21 protein-coding genes are annotated in these 20,864 nt (G+C 62.2%); 15 read left to right on the top strand and 6 right to left on the bottom strand.

Features of this window, described 5'->3' with window-relative positions; translation table 11 throughout:
• Nucleotides 1-328: 328 nt before the first annotated feature.
• The gene (locus tag BN2476_RS32480) at nt 329-1,153 is read right to left on the bottom strand and encodes a 4'-phosphopantetheinyl transferase family protein (protein ID WP_087738290.1); all 825 of its coding nucleotides are present in this window, start codon (nt 1,151-1,153) and stop codon (nt 329-331) included.
• 979 nt (nt 1,154-2,132) lie between these two features.
• Nucleotides 2,133-2,540, bottom strand: coding sequence for a mercury resistance transcriptional regulator MerR (merR, locus tag BN2476_RS32475; RefSeq protein ID WP_087738289.1), 408 nt, complete (start codon nt 2,538-2,540; stop codon nt 2,133-2,135).
• 215 nt (nt 2,541-2,755) lie between these two features.
• Here merR and merC point away from each other — a divergent pair, with 215 nt between their 5' ends.
• From merC to merB, 3 genes are read left to right on the top strand one after another with little or no spacing between them, the layout of a single operon-like run.
• A complete protein-coding gene (merC, locus tag BN2476_RS32465; protein ID WP_087738287.1) occupies nt 2,756-3,181 on the top strand; it encodes an organomercurial transporter MerC in 426 nt (141 codons plus the stop codon).
• A 39-nt stretch (nt 3,182-3,220) separates the two neighbouring features.
• The gene (gene merA / locus BN2476_RS32460; protein ID WP_087738286.1) at nt 3,221-4,900 is read left to right on the top strand and encodes a mercury(II) reductase; all 1,680 of its coding nucleotides are present in this window, start codon (nt 3,221-3,223) and stop codon (nt 4,898-4,900) included.
• Nucleotides 4,901-4,910: 10 nt separating this feature from the next.
• Nucleotides 4,911-5,543: an organomercurial lyase MerB gene (gene merB / locus BN2476_RS32455; RefSeq protein WP_235851060.1), complete on the top strand. Its 633-nt coding sequence runs from the start codon at nt 4,911-4,913 to the stop codon at nt 5,541-5,543.
• A 155-nt stretch (nt 5,544-5,698) separates the two neighbouring features.
• Here merB and BN2476_RS32450 read toward each other — a convergent pair whose 3' ends face one another.
• Both BN2476_RS32450 and BN2476_RS32445 read right to left on the bottom strand, forming a co-directional pair.
• Entirely contained in the window at nt 5,699-6,475 is a 777-nt protein-coding gene (locus BN2476_RS32450; protein WP_087738284.1) for a maleate cis-trans isomerase family protein, read from the bottom strand.
• Nucleotides 6,472-7,716 (bottom strand): D-amino acid dehydrogenase, encoded by a 1,245-nt coding sequence (locus BN2476_RS32445; RefSeq protein ID WP_087738283.1) that lies wholly within the window; start codon nt 7,714-7,716, stop codon nt 6,472-6,474. The genes BN2476_RS32450 and BN2476_RS32445 overlap by 4 nt, the downstream gene beginning before the upstream one ends.
• A 260-nt stretch (nt 7,717-7,976) precedes the next feature.
• Here BN2476_RS32445 and BN2476_RS32440 point away from each other — a divergent pair, with 260 nt between their 5' ends.
• Genes BN2476_RS32440 through BN2476_RS32425 form a run of 4 tightly spaced genes read left to right on the top strand, consistent with a single transcriptional unit; the run spans nt 7,977 to nt 12,632 of the window.
• A complete protein-coding gene (locus tag BN2476_RS32440; RefSeq protein WP_087738282.1) occupies nt 7,977-9,170 on the top strand; it encodes a branched-chain amino acid ABC transporter substrate-binding protein in 1,194 nt (397 codons plus the stop codon).
• Between the two features lie 25 nt (nt 9,171-9,195).
• A complete protein-coding gene (locus BN2476_RS32435; protein WP_087738281.1) occupies nt 9,196-10,095 on the top strand; it encodes a branched-chain amino acid ABC transporter permease in 900 nt (299 codons plus the stop codon).
• A gap of 3 nt (nt 10,096-10,098) precedes the next feature.
• Complete coding sequence (locus BN2476_RS32430; protein WP_087738280.1) at nt 10,099-11,913, top strand: branched-chain amino acid ABC transporter ATP-binding protein/permease; 1,815 nt, start codon at nt 10,099-10,101, stop codon at nt 11,911-11,913.
• Nucleotides 11,901-12,632: an ABC transporter ATP-binding protein gene (locus BN2476_RS32425; RefSeq protein ID WP_087738279.1), complete on the top strand. Its 732-nt coding sequence runs from the start codon at nt 11,901-11,903 to the stop codon at nt 12,630-12,632. Before BN2476_RS32430 ends, BN2476_RS32425 begins: the two co-directional genes overlap by 13 nt.
• 69 nt (nt 12,633-12,701) lie before the next feature.
• Here the strand turns inward: BN2476_RS32425 and BN2476_RS32420 are convergent, their stop codons facing one another.
• Nucleotides 12,702-13,127: a hypothetical protein gene (locus BN2476_RS32420; protein ID WP_235851059.1), complete on the bottom strand. Its 426-nt coding sequence runs from the start codon at nt 13,125-13,127 to the stop codon at nt 12,702-12,704.
• Nucleotides 13,128-13,482: 355 nt separating this feature from the next.
• Here BN2476_RS32420 and BN2476_RS32415 point away from each other — a divergent pair, with 355 nt between their 5' ends.
• Entirely contained in the window at nt 13,483-14,328 is an 846-nt protein-coding gene (locus BN2476_RS32415) for an urea carboxylase-associated family protein (RefSeq protein WP_087738277.1), read from the top strand.
• 372 nt (nt 14,329-14,700) lie between these two features.
• Here BN2476_RS32415 and BN2476_RS32410 read toward each other — a convergent pair whose 3' ends face one another.
• Nucleotides 14,701-15,075 (bottom strand): hypothetical protein, encoded by a 375-nt coding sequence (locus tag BN2476_RS32410; protein WP_087738276.1) that lies wholly within the window; start codon nt 15,073-15,075, stop codon nt 14,701-14,703.
• A gap of 308 nt (nt 15,076-15,383) precedes the next feature.
• On the opposite strand from BN2476_RS32410, the gene BN2476_RS32405 reads away from it, so the two are divergent.
• The 7 genes from BN2476_RS32405 (at nt 15,384) to BN2476_RS32375 (ending at nt 20,857) form a co-directional block, all read left to right on the top strand.
• On the top strand, nt 15,384-15,800 hold the full coding sequence (locus tag BN2476_RS32405; RefSeq protein WP_087738275.1) for a hypothetical protein: 417 nt from the start codon (nt 15,384-15,386) through the stop codon (nt 15,798-15,800).
• A 247-nt stretch (nt 15,801-16,047) separates the two neighbouring features.
• On the top strand, nt 16,048-16,476 hold the full coding sequence (locus BN2476_RS32400; protein WP_087738274.1) for a hypothetical protein: 429 nt from the start codon (nt 16,048-16,050) through the stop codon (nt 16,474-16,476).
• A 69-nt stretch (nt 16,477-16,545) separates the two neighbouring features.
• Entirely contained in the window at nt 16,546-16,791 is a 246-nt protein-coding gene (locus tag BN2476_RS48670) for a hypothetical protein (protein WP_087738273.1), read from the top strand.
• A 98-nt stretch (nt 16,792-16,889) separates the two neighbouring features.
• Nucleotides 16,890-17,549, top strand: coding sequence for a two-component system response regulator NarL (narL, locus tag BN2476_RS32390; RefSeq protein WP_087738272.1), 660 nt, complete (start codon nt 16,890-16,892; stop codon nt 17,547-17,549).
• Between the two features lie 132 nt (nt 17,550-17,681).
• Nucleotides 17,682-18,326: a helix-turn-helix domain-containing protein gene (locus BN2476_RS32385; RefSeq protein WP_087738271.1), complete on the top strand. Its 645-nt coding sequence runs from the start codon at nt 17,682-17,684 to the stop codon at nt 18,324-18,326.
• 354 nt (nt 18,327-18,680) lie between these two features.
• Nucleotides 18,681-19,544, top strand: coding sequence for a formyltetrahydrofolate deformylase (gene purU / locus BN2476_RS32380; protein ID WP_087738270.1), 864 nt, complete (start codon nt 18,681-18,683; stop codon nt 19,542-19,544).
• A gap of 146 nt (nt 19,545-19,690) precedes the next feature.
• Entirely contained in the window at nt 19,691-20,857 is a 1,167-nt protein-coding gene (locus BN2476_RS32375; protein ID WP_235851058.1) for an FAD-dependent oxidoreductase, read from the top strand.
• The last annotated feature ends 7 nt before the right edge of the window (nt 20,858-20,864 follow it).

Raw genomic sequence — 20,864 nt, 5'->3', positions numbered from 1 at the left:
GAGTACATCGGCGGGCACACGGCCCCAAATCGACAGGCTGGCCAGTATGCCCGCACAGCCAGCCAGGATAACGAAAGTACGCTTGAATCGGGGCGTGGGGTGAACGATCAAATCAAATGCGAATGACATGGGGAGCCTCGTCTGCAGGGGACTTATGAGCGCTCTTATCGGCACCCGTCTCTGAAACCGTAGGCCTGCGCTAAATTATTTTTCTTGTGCCAGATCGCGCGGAAAAGACGACAAGCCCCATGCAATTTTCGCGTCTGTTTTGTAGCGCCTTTAGCTCCCGTTCGTGAAGCGTTGAATTAGAAATTCGATTTGCGCAGTGTCAGATAACTGAAAGCAGATTGGTTTCAAAAGAAGAGTTCTCTGCCCAGGTCGAAGGCGAGCAGCGGCAAAGCGTGACGCATGCGTCATCGAGCGACACGGCCAAGGCGCCCTGGACTTCTGGACCGAGGCCCAGGTCCATGCACGTCCAGCCCGCAATGCGTGTCCCCTTTTTCGACGCGTGCCATCGGCCCTCGCCGAGTGCAGGCGCATCTTCTGTCGTATAGGAGGCTGGCTCGACCAGAAGGCCGCTGCCGAGCGCCTTGAGCAGAGCTTCTTTTCGTGTCCAGATGCTAAGGAAGGCCGTGGCCGAATCGGGTCGTGCCGCCGCGAGCACGCTTTCCTCTACTGGAGAAAAGATCCCGCGTCCGACGTTCGCAAAGTCGATGCCTTCAATCTGTCGCTCGACGTCGATGCCGACGCGGCAATTCAACGCAAAAGCGAGCAGGGCGAGCCCGTCAGTATGGGAAACATTGAATGCGAGCCTCGTACCGCGTGGCCACTGCAACGCGGGCTTGCCGTGCCTCGTCACGTTGAAGCGCAGCGATTCGGGCCTGCTGCGCAGATAGACGCCGATCAGCCAGCGGAGCATGCTCCGTCGGGCGATAAAGTTATTGCGATCGCCTTCATGCCTGTACGCTTGTGCGTGCTGTCGCTCGTCCTGCGAAAGCGTGTGGACGAGTGACGAACATGCCTGTCCGATGACAGGCTCGTCCAGCACCCATACATGCACGACTTTTTCCTGCAAGAAGAGTTGGCTAGGATCAGGCAATGAAAGAAGCCCCGCATTTCGTGCGATTCGCGCTCTGACAACATCGTGCAGCATGCCAAAACCCCGCCCTGTCACGCGTTCGCCAATGCCCTGTCCAGCGGCGCCGCGACGGTTTGCAAACCTGGCTCGACCACCAGGTCGTCATGCCGACTGCATTGCCCGTTTTCTTTGCGTGGCGTCTACCGGCCGGTACTGTGACCGTTGCATTTGCTGTGCCCACACGCGATGGCTGCTTTCTGGCTCATCGCCGTGCTCTTTCACCGCGGCAAATTCAGATGAATCCCTCTGCACGGCAGACATTCTTTTCGTCGGCATATCCCGGGAAATATGGATCGGAGACTGACGGATCACCGTGAATCCGCGACGTTGCAGTATCGACCCGTAAATTCAGGGGGTCTTCGAGTAGCGCTATCGCTCCCGCGCTTCTTAAGCGCGGGAGAAGTGCAGTTGTTTCGCAGACCGGAGAAGTAAATTCTGGATATAGAACACACGCTTGCGTAGTCGATCGCGCGGTGACAAGTTGCCGTTTCCAGGCAAGATCGCAATGCCTATTCGCCATCGGGACTTCGAAACGACGTGTCTTCTTCAGTTCGTTAGCGCACAAACAGGTTTTAGACAGGCCAGCCCATTAGCGACCTCGATCAGTTCTTTCGTGTCGCTGCAATGGGCGGGGAGGCTCGCTTGATCTGCGCCAGCGTTCGAATTACGTCGCTCGTGGACAGCAATCAGGCGATACGCGGTGCGCTGCGCAATTGCGCAATGGTGTTTAGCAACACCAGGAATGTCGCGTCATATCTAACCCAAAGTGTGAGCTTGAAAATGTGACGCGCAACCAGCGACACGCACCATTTAGTTGCTCGTGCCACGACTGCATCGGATGAAGTACGTTGCAGGGTTCAGCTTCCGCCTGCAAGGCATTGAACAAGGTCGGCAGGCTCCGCGACGGGCTGCCCCAAATACGCGCCAGATATGGATTGTTGGTGGTCCAGGCGCAACGATCCCAAACCAGGCTGCGCTGGACTACGAGGCAGCTTCATCTCCCTTGCAACGAGGCAATCAGCGGACATGACACGTGACCCCGACTGGCATGACAGGCGCTCACCAGCCGCGATAACACTGACTCCATGCGTGACAGGTCAGCGAGTTTTGCATGGATGTCGTCAAGCTTGTGTTCGGCCAGCCTGCTCGCTTCCTCGCAGTGAGTGCCGTCTTCGAGCCTGAGCAGTTCCGCCACCTCTTCCAGGCTGAAACCCAGTCGCTGCGCCGATTTTACGAACCGGACCCGTGCCACGTCGGCTGCGCCATAGCGCCGGATGCCGCCGTACGGCCTGTCCGGCTCGAGCAACAGCCCCTTGCGCTGATAGAACCGGATGGTTTCCACGCCGACATCAGCCGCGGCCGCCAGGGCGCCGATGGTCAGGTTCTCCATATCGCTTTTCATACCGCTTGACTCCGTACATAAGTACGGAAGTAAATTTACATCATCGAGCTTAACGGTGTCAGCAAGGTCGATGTGACCTTCGAGAAGCGGGAGGCGCGTGTCAAGTTTGATGGCACCCGAACCAGCGTGCAGAAGCTGACCCAGCCGACCGCCGACGCAGGCTATCCGTCCAGCGTCAAGCCGTAGCGGGATGCCATTCACTTCGGAGCGACATCATGGTGTTGATCACAAGGATTGCCGACAAGGCCGGACTGCTAGGGAGCATCGTCTCGGCGATGGGCTGTGCTTCCTGCTTTCCCGCCCTCGCGGGGCTCGGCGCGGCTATCGGGCTGGGGTTCCTCGCGCAGTGGGAGGGCCTGTTCATCACGACGCTTATCCCCCTGTTTGCCGTCCTGGCGCTGCTCGCCAATGTGCTGGGCTGGTTTAGTCACCGTCAATGGCATCGCATGGCGCTCGGCGTCATCGGGCCGTTGCTGGTGCTTGCCGCAGCGATGTTGATGCGCTTCTATGGCGTGCCGACCGCACGGCTGCTTTACGTTGGCCTCGGCTTCATGCTCGGCGTATCGGTCTGGGATTTCGTGTCGCCGGCGGTTCGCCACTGCGGGCCAGACGGCTGCGAAGAGCCCGGCAGGCGCGGCTGATGGGATGAACGCCGAACAGGAGCAGCAAGGAGCCATCGCATGATCCGCCTCAAGATTGCCGGGATGACGTGCGACGCATGCGCGACGCACATCCGGGAAGCCCTGGAGAAGACGTCGGGTGTGTGCTCGGCGAGCGTGTCGTGGTCGCAAGGGCGAGCCGATATCGACGCGGACGCACACGTGAGCGCCGGAATACTGACCGATGCCATCACGAATCTGGGTTATCGCGTACTGGACCACGATGCCCCGGCAAAAGCCTCCACCCAGTCCGACGAGGCAATGGGCTGGCGGAGCATGGGCCTGAGCCGCAAGCGCACCGGGCCGCCGCCACAGGTTGCCGTCATTGGCAGCGGAGGTGCCGCGATGGCCGCGGCGCTGAAGGCCGTCGAGCGGGGTGCCCGGGTGACGCTCATCGAGCGCGGCACCATCGGCGGCACCTGCGTCAATGTGGGCTGCGTGCCGTCGAAAATCATGATCCGCGCGGCCCACATCGCGCAGCTGCGCCGCGAGAGCCCGTTCGACGACGGCCTTCCGCCGACGCCGCCGACAATCTTGCGCGATCGCCTGCTGGGCCAGCAGCGGGCGCGCGTCGACGAACTGCGACAGGCCAAATACGAGGGGATTCTCGACGGCAACCCGTCCATCACGGTGCTGCAAGGTTCAGCACGGTTCAGGGATGCACACAGGCTCGTGGTGCGGCTGAACGCCGGGGGCGAGCGTGACGTGATGTTCGACCGCTGCCTGATCGCAACCGGCGCGCGTCCGGCCATTCCGCCGATTCCCGGCCTGAGCGACACACCGTACTGGACCTCGGCCGAGGCGCTGGCAAGCGACACGATTCCGTCCCGGCTTGCAGTCATCGGCTCGTCAGCAGTCGCTGTCGAACTGGCGCAGGCCTTCGCGCGACTGGGCAGCCAGGTGACGATCCTCGCGCGCCATACGCTGTTCTTCCATGACGATCCTGCCATCGGTGAGGCGCTGACGGCCGTCTTCCGGGCTGAAGGGATCAACGTGCTCGAGCACACCGAGGCCAGTCGTGTGAGCTACGCGCAAGGCGTATTTACGCTTGCCGCAGCGCACGGTGAGGTGCGGGCCGACCAGTTGCTGGTCGCCACCGGGCGCACGCCCAATACGGATGGACTCGCGCTTGATGCAGCCGGCATTGCGGTCAGCGCGGGGAGCGCCGTTGCGATCGACAACCGCATGTGCACGAGCGTCCCGCACATCTATGCCGCTGGCGACTGCACTGATCAGCCGCAGTTCGTCTATGTCGCGGCAGCTGCCGGAACCCGCGCGGCGATCAACATGACGGACGGCGACGCCACGCTGGATCTGGACACGATGCCGGTAGTGGTCTTTACCGACCCGCAGGTCGCCACGGTCGGTTACAGCGAGGCGCGGGCGCGCGACGCCGGCATCGACACCGACAGCCGCGTGCTCACGCTCGACAAGGTGCCGCGCGCGCTCGTCAACTTCGACACGCGCGGCTTCGTCAAGCTCGTCGCCGAAGCGGCGACGGGCCGGCTCATCGGCGTACAGGCGGTGACCCCCGAGGCGGGCGAGCTCATCCAGGCCGCTGCGCTGGCCATCCGGTCGCGGATGACGGTGCAGGAACTGGGCGACCAGCTGTTTCCCTACCTCACGATGGTCGAATCACTCAAGCTTGCCGCGCAGACTTTCTCAAAGGACGTCACGCAGCTCTCATGCTGCGCTGGATGACCAGGCGCCGATGATGGACCTAGCACACTACACCACCGAACTCGTTGAGCGTCTGACGACGGCGGTCCCGACCGAAGGTTTCACGGAACTCTTTGTCGCGCTGCTACGCGAACTCGCGAAGGGGAAACCGGTAGCGCCTGCTACGCTCGCCGCCGCCCTGCAGTGGCCTCCTGAACGGGTGGCCGCGGCACTCGAACAAGCCGTCAGCACAGAATGGGACGAAGACGGCAACGTCGTCGGGTACGGCCTGACGCTGCGCGAAACCGCGCATGCGTTTGAGATTGACGGCCTGCATCTGTACACCTGGTGCGCGTTTGATACGTTGTTTTTCCCTGCGCTGATCGGCCGGACCGCGCGCGTGATCTCGCGCTGTGCCGCCACGGGTGTGCCAGTGACGCTCACCGTCGCGCCCGACGCCGTACGCGATGTCGAGCCGGCGGGCGCGGCGGTGTCGCTGATCCTGCCGCAGGACACGCCCGATATCCGCGCTGCGTTCTGCTGTCACGTGCATTTCTTCACGTCCGATGCCGTGGCCCGCGACTGGGCGTCGAGGCATCCGGGAGTCGACATCGTCGACGTGCATGCCGCCTTCAGTGTGGGGCGCGAGCGCGCACTAACGTTGCTGCGGAACGCGCACACATAATACGCCGGCAGCGGAGGTCGCAAGTCGCATGCGCGGGCGTTCGTAGCCGCTAACAAAATCGTGTCGTCCGAATCAATATCGAAACGGTGACTACTCACCTGGCCGTCACCCCGGCTGCTCGTCCGCTACAAGCCTGTTAGAGCATCGGCCCATTGCTACAGCGCAAATAACTGCCCGAGTTGCGGCTCGCTATCGCATACGCCAGCAAGCCGTAACGCGTGCCAGGCCATCGCGAAGTTGCTCGATATGACGGGCTTGCCTGTCGGCGCCTCCAATTCCGGAATCAACGCAGCGACACGCAGGCTCGTGCAGGATACGAACACCGCGTCCGCATCGGCGTGGCGCGCCAGTTGTTCGATCGCCGCGCGAAGCGAAGGGGCATCGATACGGGCAACCTCGTTATCGTCCGCGTGCTCGAACGACGCGATGCGGGTCACGGCGATCCCGCGTGCCTCGATGTAGTCGCGCATGAAGTCGTTGATGGACCGGATATACGGCGTCAGCAATGCGACACGCCGCACCTGTAGCGCGGCAAGCGCCGCGACGGCAGCCGTGATCGGCGTCGTGCAGGCGATGCCGGGACGCGCCTCGCGTATGCGGGCAAACACGGGCTCCTCGCCGATCACCATGGACGCGGACGTGCAGCCGAACGCCACGACATCGAGCCGCTCGCCTGGCAGGAGCAATTCGACTGCGGGCGCGATGCGTGACTCGATTTCCGCTAGCCGGGCGGGTGTGATATCCGGCGAGTTCTGCAAGCGGCTTTCATAGAAGGCGACGCCATCCTGCCGCAGCAGTTGACGCCATTCGTGTTCGATCGTGTGGTCGGTTGCCAGCACGATGAGGCCGATCGCCGCGCGATTCGCGATTCCGTTGTCGAGTGCGAAATCGAGCTTCGTGTAGGCGTCGTGCTGCAATGAGATCGTGCTCATTTGATCGTCATCCCTGTCAGGCCCAGCTCGGGTGTGCGTCCCGCCATGATGTCGGCGAGCAGTTTTGCGGTGCCGCAAGACATCGTCCATCCCATGTGGCCGTGGCCCGTGTTCAGAAACAGATTGCGGTGGCGCGTCCGGCCGATCAGCGGGGTGCCTTCAGGCGTCATCGGACGCAGCCCGGCCCAATAGCTCGGCTTCGTGTAGTCCGCGCCGTCGGGAAACAGCTCGCGCGCCGCTTGCAGTATCGGCGCGAAGTCAGAGGGCGTGTGGCGTGTGTCATAGCCAGCAAATTCAGCCGTCGCGGTAAAGCGCAGCCGCGCGCCGAAGCGCGCCCACGCAACGAGATGGTTTTCATCCACGCCACCGATCTGCGGGGGGCGGTGTTCCCGTCCGGCCGGAAACGTTGCCGAGTAGCCCTTGACGGGATAGATGGCCAGCCTGTAACCGAGCGGGCGCGCAAGAATCGGCGAATACGAGCCGAGCGCGAGCACGTAGTCGTCCCCGGCGATCAGGCCCGCTGGCGTGCGGACACCCGTTATTGCATTGCCCTCCGTTTCGATGCGGCTGATCGGGGTGTCGAACATGAAACGTACGCCAAGCCGCTCGCAGACTTTCTGCAGTTCGCGGGTGAACTGATACGCATCGCCGCTCTCGTCAGTGGGGCAGTAGATCGCGCCGGCAATCCTGTCGCGCGCGTGCTCGAGCGCCGGTTCGCGCGCGACGGCTTGCGCGGCGTCCAGCGTTTCGAGCGGCAGGCCATTGTCGACGAGGATCGACATGTTGGCGCGGCCGCGTTCGAACGACGCGGCGTCACGATAGAGATACAGCAGGCCACGGCGGGTCCCGTCGTACTGCAGTTGCTCCCTTGCGGTCACCTGCTGCAGCTGATCTTGTGCGTATCGGCACAGCCGTACCTTCCGCGTGGTGTTTTCGCGCGACCGCGTCGCGGTGCAGTTGCGCAGGAACAGCGCGCACCAGGCCCACATGTGGGGATCGGCGCTCAGGCGCAGGCGAAGCGCCTGTCCTTCGACGAACAGCGATTTCAACAGGATCTTCGGTGCGCGCGGCGAAGCCCAGGTGTACGAATGTCCCGGCGCGACGAGCCCGGCATTTGCAAAACTGGTTTCGAGCGCAACACCTGGGCGGCGATCGAGCACGGTGACGGCGCGACCGTCCATCGCGAGGTAGTACGCCGTGGTGACGCCCGCGATGCCGGCGCCAAGCACGATGCTCGTCATGCGCGCCCCCCTGCTGTCATTGACAAAATATTAGCCGGTCGCCGCTTTTACGGGGGATTTATACGCGCATACCCTATAACGGTCAGGCGTTCTTCGAGTTCTATCATGGAGGAGGCATTCTTGTGCCCGCACTGCGCGAAATCTGCACAACAGGCTCGCGCCACACCCTACGTAACGATCCATTACGTTCCGCTAACTGACCGCTGGCTTACCCGCCTCGCGGGATGGTCCGGTCGGACTCACAGTCAGGAGCCACGAACATGAATATTCATAACAATGGCACGCCCGACGCCGCTGGCATTCTGCGGCAATCCCTCAGCGCTGCGGTTGTCGGACTCGCGACATTCTCCGCGCTCGTCCCACAGGCGGCGCAGAGCCAGACCATCAAGATCGGCGTGCCCGTGCCGCTTTCGGGCAGCAGCGCCAATGCCGGCACCGACATCGTCAACGGCGCCAAGCTGGCTGCCGCAAAAATCAACGCGGCGGGCGGCGTGCTCGGCAAGCAGATCGAACTGGTGCCGGAGGACGACGCCTGTGACGCGCAAACGGCTGTGCAGGCTGCGCAGAAACTGGTCGACGCGGGCGTGGTCGCGGTGGCTGGCGGGTACTGCTCCAGCGCTGCGCTTCCCGAGCTGACGACGTTCCATCGGGCCGGCATTCCCTATGTACTGGATGCGTCGACCAATCCGAAGCTCACCGAAATGGGCTACAACAACGTGTTCCGCACCATTGGTCGCGACGATCAACAGGGCCCGTTCGCGGCCAGCTTCATCAAGAATTCGCTCCACGCGAAGCGCGCAGCCGTCATCGATGACAACACAACCTATTCGAAGGGCCTCGCTCAGAACACGGTCGACGCGCTGAAGAAAGATGGCGTCGACGTCGTATACAACGACTCGATTACGCCGGGCCAGATGGACTACTCGCCGACGCTCACCAAGGTCGCGTCGCTAAAGCCTGACGTCATCTACTACACCGGCTACTTCTCCGAAGCAGGACTGATCGTCAAGGAGGCGCGGCAACTGGGCCTGAAGATGACCCTCATGGGCGGCGATGCCACCAACGACCCCACGCTGATGAAAACGGCCGGCCCGGCGGCCGACGGCATGATCATCACTACCTCTCCGCTGGCGCAATTCCTCTCGGGCGCCCACGGCTACGTTGACGACTACACCAAGGCCTACGGCCAGGCCCCGGGACCGTATTCCGTCTACGAATACGATGCAGTCGGCGTGACGGCAAAAGCGATCGCCGATGCGAAATCGACGAGTCCGGCGGCGATCGTTGCAGCGCTCCACAAGGTCAAGGACTATTCGGGGATGACGGGGACGATCGGGTTCAATCCGAAAGGCGACCGCAGCCTCGCGGTCTATATCACGATCATCGTGCGCAACGACCAGTTCGCGGCTTATCAGCGACAGGACGCGGCGGGCAAATGGGTGGCAATGAAGTAGGCACGGCGGCGTATCCGTTGCGGCCATGAGCACCTTTTTCCAGTTCGTAGTCGAAGGGCTGACAATCGGCTCGTTCTATGCGCTCGTGGCCCTCGGGTACACGATGGTCTACGGCATCATCCGGCTGATCAATTTTGCGCACGGCGACCTGTTCATGGTCGGCGCGTTCGTCGGATGGACGAGCCTCGCGACGCTCGCGAGCGCGCATCTGCCGCTCGCGTTCGCGCTGGCCGCTGCCTTCGCGGCGTCGACGGTGGTGACGGGGGGGCTCGGCGTCGCCATCGCGCGTGTCGCCTATCAGCCGTTGCTGCGCGCACCGCGGCTGTCGATTCTGATTACCGCGCTGGGCATCTCGCTGGTGCTCGAAAACGCCGTGCTGCTGACCTATGGCGCGGGCTTCAGGACCTATCCGCACCTGCTCACCCAGGCGGGGCTGAATCTGCACGAAGTGCAGATCACGTTTGCGCAGATCGGCATCATCGTCGCCAGCTTCGCGCTGATGCTGGGTCTCTATTTTTTCGTCCATCACACGTTCCTCGGCACCGCGATGCGCGCGCTCGCCATCGATCAGGATGCGGCGCGCCTGATGGGCATCGATGTCGAACGGCTGATCCAGCTTACCTTCTTCATTGGCTCGGTGCTCGCCGCCGTCGCGGGCGTGATGGAGGGTCTCTTTTACACGCAGATCAACTTTTTCATGGGCTTCGTGCTCGGCCTCCGCGCGTTTACCGCGGCGGTTCTGGGCGGAATCGGCAACATTCCGGGCGCGATGGCGGGCGGCTTTCTGATCGGGCTGCTGGAGGCATTCGGTGCCGGCTACGTGTCCTCGCAGTGGACCGACGTATTCGTGTTCGGCGTGCTGATCGCCGTGCTCGTGATCAAGCCGACGGGCCTCTTCGGCGAACGCGTCGTCGAAAGGATGTAGCCCATGCGCGCACTGGCTTTCCCGCCGCGTTGGCCCGTGCTTGCCGTCATCGGCCTGCTGGCGGCCGCCGTCGCGCTGCCCGCGTTCGCGAGCGGCTATGTCGTGAACGTCGCGCTTACGATCATCACGTACTCGATCCTCGGTCTCGGGCTGAACATTGTCGTTGGCTATGCGGGACTGCTGGATCTTGGCTATGCGGCGTTCTTCGCGATCGGGGCCTATACGACGGCACTGCTCGAAACGCAGCTGCATTTCTCGTTCTGGGAGACACTGCCGTTCAGCCTCGCGATTGCCGGCGTGTCAGGGATCGTGATCGGCTACCCGACACTGCGCTTGCGCAGCGACTATCTGGCGATCGTCACGCTCGGCTTCGGCGAGATCACCCGCATCGTCGCGACCAATCTGGAGATTACGGGCGGGCCGAACGGCATCTACGGCATCGAGAGCCCCAGTCTGTTCGGCTATGAAATCAGCTCGCCGCACGCCGTCTACGAGCTGGGCATGGCGTTCTTTATCGTCGTGCTGGTGTTCGCGATCCGGCTAGGCCAGTCGCGGCTCGGACGCGCATGGACGAGCATTCGCGAGGACGAAGCGGCAGCGGAGGCGGTCGGCGTGCCGACATTGCGTGTCAAGCTGCTCGCGTACGTGATGGGTGCGCTGATCGGCGGGATAGGGGGCAGCCTGTTCGCCGCGCGCTTCGGCACCATCGATCCTACTGGCTTCACCTATCTGCAGTCGGTGACGATTCTCATCATCGTCGTGCTCGGCGGGCGCGGCAGCATTCCCGGAGTGATTGTCGGCGCGGTTATCGTCGCGGGCGTGCCGGAATTGCTGCGTTTTCTGAACCTCTGGCGCATCTTCGGATTCGCTGTCGCACTGGTGATCCTGATGTTGCTGCGGCCGCAGGGCCTGTGGCCCGTCCGCACGAAACGCGCGATGCCGCGCGCCGATCTGGCCGGCGTGCCGTCTTCACCCGCGCCGGCGGTCAATGCTGGGGACGACCAGCCGCTGCTCGAAGTTCGGGACCTGATGTGCCGTTTCGGCGGCGTGCTGGCCATCGGCGGAATCGGCTTCGTCGTTCGCAGCGGCGAGATTCTCGCGCTGATTGGCCCGAACGGCGCTGGCAAGACGACCGTTTTCAACTGCCTGACGGGCGTGATCCGCGCGAGCGCGGGACGCATCTTCTGGTGCGGATCTCCCCTCGGTGGCGGCGCGCCGCACCGCAACGTGCATAGCGGCATCGCCCGTACGTTTCAGGGCATTCGCCTCTTTGGACACATGAGCGCATTCGAGAACGTACTGACGGGCATGGACCACCGGCTGCACACGCCGCTCGTCGCCGAACTGCTGGGCACGCCGTCCGCACATTCCGAAGCGGCCGAACACGAGGCGCAAGGCATGCGCTGGCTCGCGATGGTCGGGCTTGCCGGGCGCGCCAGCGAGTACGCGGCCGATTTGCCCTACGGGGATCAGCGGCGGCTGGAAATTGCACGCGCGCTGGCCAGCAATCCGCGCCTCCTGCTGCTGGACGAGCCCGCGGCCGGAATGAATCCGACCGAAAAGCACGCGTTGATGGACCTGATCCGGCGCATCCGCGCGCTGGGCATCACGGTGTTGCTGATCGAACACGACATGACGCTGGTGATGGGGGTGTCGGACCGGATCATCGTGATGGATCATGGCGTGATCATCGCTGAAGGGCCGCCGGCGCAGATCCAGAGCGATCAACGGGTGATCGACGCCTATCTGGGCACGGCCGAAGAAGACGACGCGGCCGACGATGTCGCCAATGGGGAGAAGTCAGTGTGGAACTCCTAGAGGTTCGCGATCTGCGCGTGAGCTACGGCAACATCGAGGCGCTGCATGGCATCTCGCTCGATGTCCAGCCGGGCGAAATCGTCGCGTTGCTCGGCGCCAATGGCGCCGGCAAGACCACGACGCTCAGAACGATCTCAGGGCTCGTCCGCTCGCGCGCCGGACGGATCGCGCTCGCCGGACGGCCGCTGACGGGGCTGCAGGCGCATCAGATCGTTGCGCTCGGCATTGGGCACGTGCCGGAAGGACGGCGGATGTTCGGGGCGTTGACAGTCGAAGAGAATCTGCGGCTTGGCGGCTACCTGTTGCGGCGCGACGCGGCTGCGCTCGAACGCCGGATTGCAGGACTCTACGAAACATTCCCGCGGCTTCGCGAGCGTCGCAGCCAGTTGGCCGGCACGCTCAGCGGCGGCGAACAGCAGATGGTCGCCATCGCGCGCGCGTTGATGCTCAAGCCGAAACTGGTGTTGCTCGACGAACCCTCGATGGGACTCGCGCCAAAACTGGTGCGCGCGATCTTCGGCATGATCGCCGACATTTGCACGGAAGGCACTTCGGTGCTCCTTGTCGAGCAGAACGTGAGGCAGGCTCTTCGCATCGCGCACCGCGCCTATGTGCTCGAAAGCGGCAGCGTGGCGCTGTCGGGTGCGTCGCGGGAACTGGCGCAGGACAGCCGGGTTCGCACCGCGTATCTCGGCGGCAGTGCGTCGGCAGCGGCGTGACAGGCGAGGCGCGCGCCGGTTTCGCGCGACGATGACGGAACCGGGGGCTGTCGCTGAGCTTCGCGCCAGTCAGTGTGGCTGACCCAGGCATGCGTCCGCCACGTCGACGATCGGCTCGCTGGCGGCGTGTGCTTCGGGGAAGCGATCGATGCATTTGATCTGCAGCAGCATCCACCAGGTGCCGGGCGGGTCGTGGCCGAGCCACATTACCGTCGCGGCCGCTTTGGTCCGAAGCCGCCATCGCTGCCAGTCCGCGCCTGTCGGCGAAAAGTGGCCCTGACTGTCCGTGTATTGGCGCGGGTCCAGATCGTAGCGCTTCAGGTAGGCGGGATTGAGGCGCTCGTCGAGCGTAATTCGCCCGTCTTGTGCGATGCGCGCCTGTTCACGCAGCTCGTCCAGACTGAAGTCGCTCACCGCCCGGTTGACGACCAGAAATTCGACCAGCAGCGCTGCGCCGGCTACCAGGCATGTCGCGGCGATGCAGAGCGCGAGCAACGAGAGAATCCGCGTGCGTGCCATCATTTTTCCGGGCCCCGCAATGCGATACGAGAGCGTGACGTGCCTGCGAGGAACGCGGGCGGATTCGACGGCTCCCGATTCAAAACATACAACTTCGCATGCCGGTGGTCCAGATGTCAGCCGCACCCCGTGATCAGACACCGCGTGGGCCTTGAAAACGTGCCATGTCCGGGATTGCGACCGCGCGCCGTGGCGGCGCGCCGCGCATCGCAAGCCGCTGCGAGGACATGCGCATGGACGGGTAGTAGGATGACCTGTCACATCGACCAGTTGCCATAAGCCGCGCCGCGCCAATCTGCGCACATAGACCGTTTTTTCAAGGAGCGACCTCATGTTGAACTACCCTGCCGCGTATCAATCGACAACAGGTTCCGCGCTCGATGTCGACAAGGATTTCTATAGACGCATCGCGGCCGAACAGAGTAGCCGCGAGCTGGTCGAGTCGATCGTCGTTCCGATCCGCTCGGGCCGGGCGTGGACCGTGCCCGCAGGCCACGTGTTCCGCATTGTGACGATCGAAGGACCGCAGGTTGCGGACCTCAATATCTGGAACCAGCACAATCCGCGCGAACGGATGTGGGCGTCGCGCACGCGTCAGCTTCAGGCGGCTCATGTGAGCACGTTCGACCGGTTGTGGTCGACGCTGCCGTTCCTGCGCCCAATGGTGACGATCACCGACGACAGCCTCGCGAATTATGGTATCGACGAGCACGGGGGACGCGTGCATGATCTGCTGGGCACGCGTTGCGATCCGTACGTGAATCGCATGCTGACAGGGGAAGACTTCCATTTCCATTGCCATTCGAACCTGACGCGCGCCATCGCGCCGTATGGCCTGACAGAGTACGACGTCCACGATGTGCTGAACGTATTCCAGTGCACCGGATTGAATCTCGAGGACAAGTACTTCATGAAGGCATGTCCCGCAAAAAAGGGCGATTATCTGGAGTTCTTCGCAGAGATCGATTTGCTGTGCGCGTTGTCGACATGTCCGGGGGGCGATCTTTCGTTGCCGATGTGGGGCCCCGATGCGCGTGATCCGCTCGAAGTGTGTCGGCCGCTTGGCGTCGACGTTTATCGCGTCGCGCCGCAATTGCTCGCCGGATGGTCGCAGCCACCTGTGGCGGCTTACAAGGGGCAGCATGGATTGACGTTACAGCGGCCTGACTGGAAGTAATCGATCCGCGTCAGTAGCGAGTCTACTAAAGTGTAATTCCATCGTTACCAGTGCTTTACTGAGGCGGCTATCGCGTCACCCGAAAACGCGGACTAGTGCCGGATAGCCGCTGGCGTTCCACACTGAAGCCCGGCGCGTACAGCGTACAGAAAACAATGCGCTAAAAAAATGACCTCGACTTCCTGAACAAGTCGAGGCCGCAAACATCGCCACCCTGACCGACCGTTGCGGAGACAGCCCATCTCCAACGGCAGATGACGATGACCCTTGGTTTCCCATGACCCCGCCGGCGTACTACGATTCGTCTGCCTGACGTTCGTCGCGACGGGATGAATGGGGGCTCAACCTATGCCCTATGACACTGGGCCAGTTTCAAAGCACTTGCCCGTTTTCTCCAATCGCATTTTTCGCCGCTGCACACCGCCGTTGCCTGCTCCGCTCAACAGCTTGTTTCAGGATGGATTCGATTTCGCCGTCGCTTAGCGACTCTGCAACCGTTTGTGCGTAAGTGTGGTGCCGTTCCGTAAGCGGCGCGGCCAGGTCTCTGGCGTCCATGTACCGGAGCAAAGCGATTTTTCTATGCCCGCATTGGATGCTGTGGTCATATAACGCCAGTGCTGCCACTACTCCGCACTTTTTCCCGACATCCTCGACAAGGCTTCGCGTGTCAGATCGTTTCATTTGGAAAGGCACCGTTTGATCGAAGAAGCGGATGACCGTGTCAGTGTCAGTTTCGAACAAATGCATGGCAACTCCCTTGTGGAGATACCACCAGGTGGGTAGTACCCGACATCACGCGAGGGCATGCGGCGACATTCGAGTCTCGGCGAAATCAAGCGCCGGACCGCGCGTTCTCTCGCTGGATGCTGGTCGGACAGCCATTGCTATCTCCCGGAATCACCTGATCCCCGGATTACCTCTTGCTGGGCATTGATAATGTCCCGGTTCGCGGCGATGCTGTGTTCGGCCAGTGACTTTCAAAAGCGCCCGGCCGCTCCACGTCCGTGCTGCCTGATCGATCAGTTGATCAAGAGGCAAGTTTGGGAGACCTCAACATGACTTACGGTTACCACCAAGGCCGCCCCGAGCATTACCCGCTAGAGCCGGATCTGCATGGCACCCGACACTGGTTCGTCACTTCAGAAGCCACCGGCGAGGATCGGGCGGACGCGCTCGCCGCATTGGCAGGCCTTGCTCACCTCGAGGTATGGTGCGTGGATAAATACATGGCCCACGCTGGCGCCGGCGCGACGCATGCGTTGCCGTCGGCCGTGGCGCGCTGGTTCGATGACGAGTCCGACCTGCTCTGGGCACTCGAGCACGCGATGTGCAGGGCTGCCATTGGCCTCAGAATCTATGCGCTCGGCACGCAGCCGTTCATCCGCTCCATCAGGCAATTGGCCGACCGATGCGCCATTGCACCCGAGGCTGTGCGCGTCGCGCACAGCGGCGGGGCTCTGAGCCGCGTGTAGTGCATTCATTGCGCAGTAGCACAAACGCACTGGATGCGATTACGGGCGTGCAGGCTGATGCACAAGCGCGAGCGAGCCGCCCGAGGTCAAGCGTACCTCTAGCGGCAACTGCGTATCTGCCCGAACCTCTTCCCTCGATTGCTCCGAATACCCCCGGAGAGGGAACTCCCTCTGGCGGATTGCAAGGCGCTGTTGACGGGGCATACTACAGACACGAACCACCGAAACCTTGCAGCGGAGCAGCATCATGGAAAGCCGGAAGTTTCTGACCCATCAGCAGATCTTCGACCGGGCAGTCGCGCACCTCTTCTGCCAGGGCCAGGCGGCCCTGCTGCCACATGGCGGTGGTGCATATCGCGGTTATTGCGGAGGGTGTCCCGTCGGGAGCTTCATCAAGCCTCGCGATTACATGACTGCAATGGAAGGAGTGCCAGTCCGCTTTATCGGCAAACAATCAACGGACGCGATACCTGCGTATATGGACGTCGGTGTCGCGGCGCTCAGGAAAGCGCTGCTTCGCGCGCACATCAACGTCTACGACCCGGCGACGATCGAATTGCTCAGTTGTCTCCAGAACGTGCACGACGTGTTCGGGAAATGGGAGTGGCGCGAGCGGCTTCAGTCGATCGCGCGGCATTTTGGTCTATCGGCCTGCCAGCTAAAGGCGGCAGCTTGAACGCCGCTGGGTTGGCTGCGATGGGCATGAGCGAAACACCAATCATGAACGGGCAATAAGGCAGAGATCGTGAATACATACCCACACTCTTTACGCGATCTCGTCGAGAAATGGCTGGCGCCAACGTCGACAACACCCGTTCGCGTGACCCGGTTCAGTCGCACGCGAGATGGCAACAGGCGCTATGTCTGTGTCGAGGTCGCGCAGCCGGCGTGTTCCGTGGCCATTGTTTTTTTCCGGCATGACGATGGCTCCTGGCGCGTTTTCCCGCCCCAGCGCGAGCGCCCGGCGATGACTTGCCCGCAAGCCGCGTGACGCGTGGCATCCTCGGGTTTGACCTATGATGAAAGTGATGGGGCACACGGCAAAATCATGTGCGGCGCTTGTGCTAATTCAGGTATGAGGAATAGGACGTGGAGCCTGTCAATACCGTACTGCTGATCGACGATCATGCGCTGTTTCGCAAAGGTGTCGCGCAACTCATTCAGATGAACCCTGCATTTCGCGTGGTTGGCGAAGCGTCCTCAGGACGCGTAGGCGTCGACCTCGCGGTTCGGCTCAAGCCGGACGTGATCCTGATCGACCTCAACATGCCGGAAATGAGCGGAATCGAGACGCTCGAAATGATGAGGCAGCAAGGCGTCGATTCGCGCTTTCTCATGTTGACGGTCTCGGACAACGAACGCGACGTCGTAGCTGCGCTGCGCGCGGGCGCGAGCGGCTATCTGCTCAAGGACATGGAGCCCGAAGAGCTATGCATGAACTTGCAGAAGGCGCTGCAAGGAACGGCTGTGCTCAGCGAGTCGGTCACGGGCAAGCTGTTTCACGCGCTGTCCGCGGGGCAACCTCTGCCTGCCAACGAGACGGGCCTCTCCGCGCGGGAGCAGGAGGTGCTCGACTTTCTCGTCGAAGGTATGTGCAACAAGGAAATTGCGCGCAAGCTCGATATCAGCGTCGGTACTGTCAAAGTGCACGTCAAGCACCTGCTGCACAAACTCGACCTGCATTCCAGGGTTGAGGCGGTAGTGTGGCATCACGAGCACCTGGCGCGTCGCAATCCGCCGCGCGCTTGAATTCGCCGCATTGACTGCATTCGATCGGCTTGTCCTCATCGTCGCCGGCCACTGGTACTATTCGCACTGCGGACGCCCGGAAAGGGTCGTGCCGCATACCCGATTGCCGATAGTCACGTGTAGAGCCAAGCGATGAAGAGCGAGACAAATGCCGATCTTCCCACCAGTCAACTCGAAGATCCTGGCGATGGAAGGTCGATTGAGTCATTCCTGGGCAAGGTTGTCAAAGAGTACCGTACGAATCAGGGGCTGACGATCGCCGACCTGGCGGAGCAAAGCGGCCTGTCGCGAAGCATGGTGTCGAAGATCGAGAATGGGCAGGTGTCGACCAGTCTCGATTCGATCGTGAGCATTGCGCGTGCACTGGGCATTTCGATCTCAGCGCTTTTCAAGAACTTCGAGCATCGCGAGGGCAACGCGCAGCATGTGAAAGCGGGAAAGGGCATGGAGGTGGTGAGGCGCGGTACCACCAAGGGGCACACGTACCATCTGCTCGCCTACGATCAAGGCCCCGTCAAGCTGTTCGAGCCGTTTCTCATCACGATGGACGACGAAGCCGAAGTGTTTCCAACCTTCGAGCATCCCGGTACAGAGTTCATCTATATGCTGCAAGGCAAGATGGAATATCGCCACGGCAATCGCAGCTATCTGCTTCAGCCCGGCGACGCGCTGACCTTTCGCGGCTCCGTCGCACATGGCCCTGAGCGTCTCATCAAGCTACCCATCCGGTTCATCACCGTGATCATGTATGGCCAGTCGCCGGAACTGGACACCTGATCGATCTTCGCCCGTCTGACCGACGAGGCGATCGCTGCGCGCGCATCGATGCGCGCCGGCTTGCCTTCTCTAACCGCCTTGCAGCCGTCGCGTCGGGACGGACGGCTGCGCCTCTTTCCTCCGCCTTTCCACGTGTGGCTTAGTTCGGAATACAGATGTGTTCCGGCCGGGCGCACGGCCATCTCGCGTGCGATCGGGTGATATGCGCCCGGCGATACCCCCGTGTGGGTACAGAACAAATACACAAGATGTACGGGTGTTTCCTGACAGGAAAAAAAGTTGATTGGCGTTGACATGCGAATATCGCCTGGCTACTGTTGTGCTCAATGATTCCTCTTCGAATCGACCCACACCATGTCCTCCAATACGCACCGTTTTACGCTTACCCTTTCCTGCCCCGATCGCATCGGGATCGTGTCTGCTGTAAGTACGTTCCTTGCCGAGCATCGCGCGTGGATCATCGAGGCCACCCATCACGCGGACGAAATCGAGAAGCGCTTTTTCATGCGCCACGAGATCACAGCGGACTCGCTGCCATTCGGTGTCGATGGGTTTCGCGAGCGCTTCGCCCACATCGCGAAAGAGTTCGCGATGGACTGGAAGATCTCTGACAACTCGGTCAGGAAGCGGGTTGTGATACTCGTGTCGAAGCTGGAGCACTGTCTCTACGATCTGCTTGCGCGCTGGAAAGCGGGCGAACTGGACATCGAGATTCCGTGCGTGATCTCGAACCACGACACATGGCGCAGCTTCGTCGAATGGCACGGCATTCCGTTCCATCATGTGCCCGTCACGCCCGACAACAAGGCGCAGGCCTACGACGAGGTGCAGCGCCTGTTCGAGGATGCGCGCGCCGACACGATGGTGCTCGCGCGCTATATGCAGGTTCTGTCGCCGAAGCTGTGCGCGGCGTATCCGGGGCGAATCATCAACATCCACCACTCATTCCTGCCGAGCTTCGTTGGCGCGAAGCCTTATCACCAGGCATACGGACGCGGCGTGAAGCTGACGGGCGCCACCTGCCACTACGTGACGGAAGAGCTCGACCAGGGGCCGATCATCGAGCAGGACGTCATTCGCGTGCGTCACTCGGACCGGCCGGATGACCTCGTGCGTCTTGGGCGCGACATCGAGAAGGCTGTGTTGGCGCGAGGCTTGCGTTATCACATCGAGGATCGCGTGCTGATCCACGGCAACAAGACCATCGTGCTGCGATAAGCACGCGGCCGATTCCCCATCGAACAGGTCGTAGAGCCGCCCCCAGGCGGGGCAGCACAAAGGAGCGTTTTATGCCATGGCGTCTCGTCCGCTTCGCTCTCTCGAAGAAACATCCCGAACCGAGGATGTTCACGAGACACGACACTTTGCGTCGTTCATATGACGTTGTGATCATCGGCGCGGGCGGCCACGGTCTCGCGTCTGCCTACTATCTCGCGAAGGAGCACGGCATCACGAATGTGGCCGTGCTGGAGAAGGGGTATATCGGAGGAGGTAATACCGGGCGTAACACCACGATCATCCGCTCGAACTATCTGACGCCCGAAGGCGTGAAGTTCTACGACGAGTCGGTGAAGCTGTGGCAAGACCTGTCGCAGGACTTCGACCTCAACCTGTTCTATTCGACGCGCGGCCACTACACGCTGGCCCATACCGATTCGGCGATGCGCACGATGCGCTGGCGCGCCGAGGTCAACAAGCACTACGGAGTGGACTCCGAAGTTGTCGGCCCGGACGAGGTGAAGAAGGCGGCGCCGATGATCGACATCTCGTGCGGCGGCGTCGCGCCGATCATGGGCGCGCTGTATCACGCACCGGGTGCCGTCGCGCGGCACGATGCTGTCGCCTGGGGTTACGGGCGGGGCGCGGACCAGCGCGGCGTCGAGATCCATCAGCAGACGGAAGTGCTTGGCATCGACGTGGTGGGCGGCAAGGTCAAGGGCGTGAAGACCTCGCGCGGCTATATCTCGACGAACAAGGTGCTGTGCGCCGTTGCAGGCTCGACGCCTCGAATGACGGACATGGTCGGTGTGCGCACACCCATCTTCATCCATCCGCTTCAGGCGATGGTGAGCGAGCCGCTCAAGCCGTGGCTCGATCCCATCCTCGTATCGGGCAGTCTGCACGTCTACATCAGCCAGTCGGCGCGGGGCGAACTCGTGATGGGTGCTTCGCTCGATCCGTACGAGTTGCACTCGACCCGCTCCACGCTCGACTTCGTCGAAGGGCTCACGGCGCACATGCTCGAAATGTTCCCGTTCCTGTCGCAGGCGAAGGTGATGCGTCAATGGGCAGGCATGGCCGACATGACGCCCGACTTCGCCCCGATCATGGGCAAGACGCCCGTCGAAGGCTTTTATCTGGATGCGGGCTGGGGCACCTGGGGCTTCAAGGCCACGCCCGTGTGCGGCAAGACGATGTCCCACACGGTTGCGAACGATGCCACCCATCCGCTGATCGAGGGCTTCTCGCTCGACCGGTTCCGCCGCTTCTCGCTGACGGGCGAAAAGGGTGCGGCCTCCGTTGGCCACTGACCTGGAG

The organism is Paraburkholderia piptadeniae, from assembly GCF_900007165.1.
In the GTDB taxonomy this organism is placed as follows: Bacteria; Pseudomonadota; Gammaproteobacteria; order Burkholderiales; family Burkholderiaceae; genus Paraburkholderia; species Paraburkholderia piptadeniae.
This window is presented reverse-complemented; position numbering and strand designations above follow the sequence as displayed.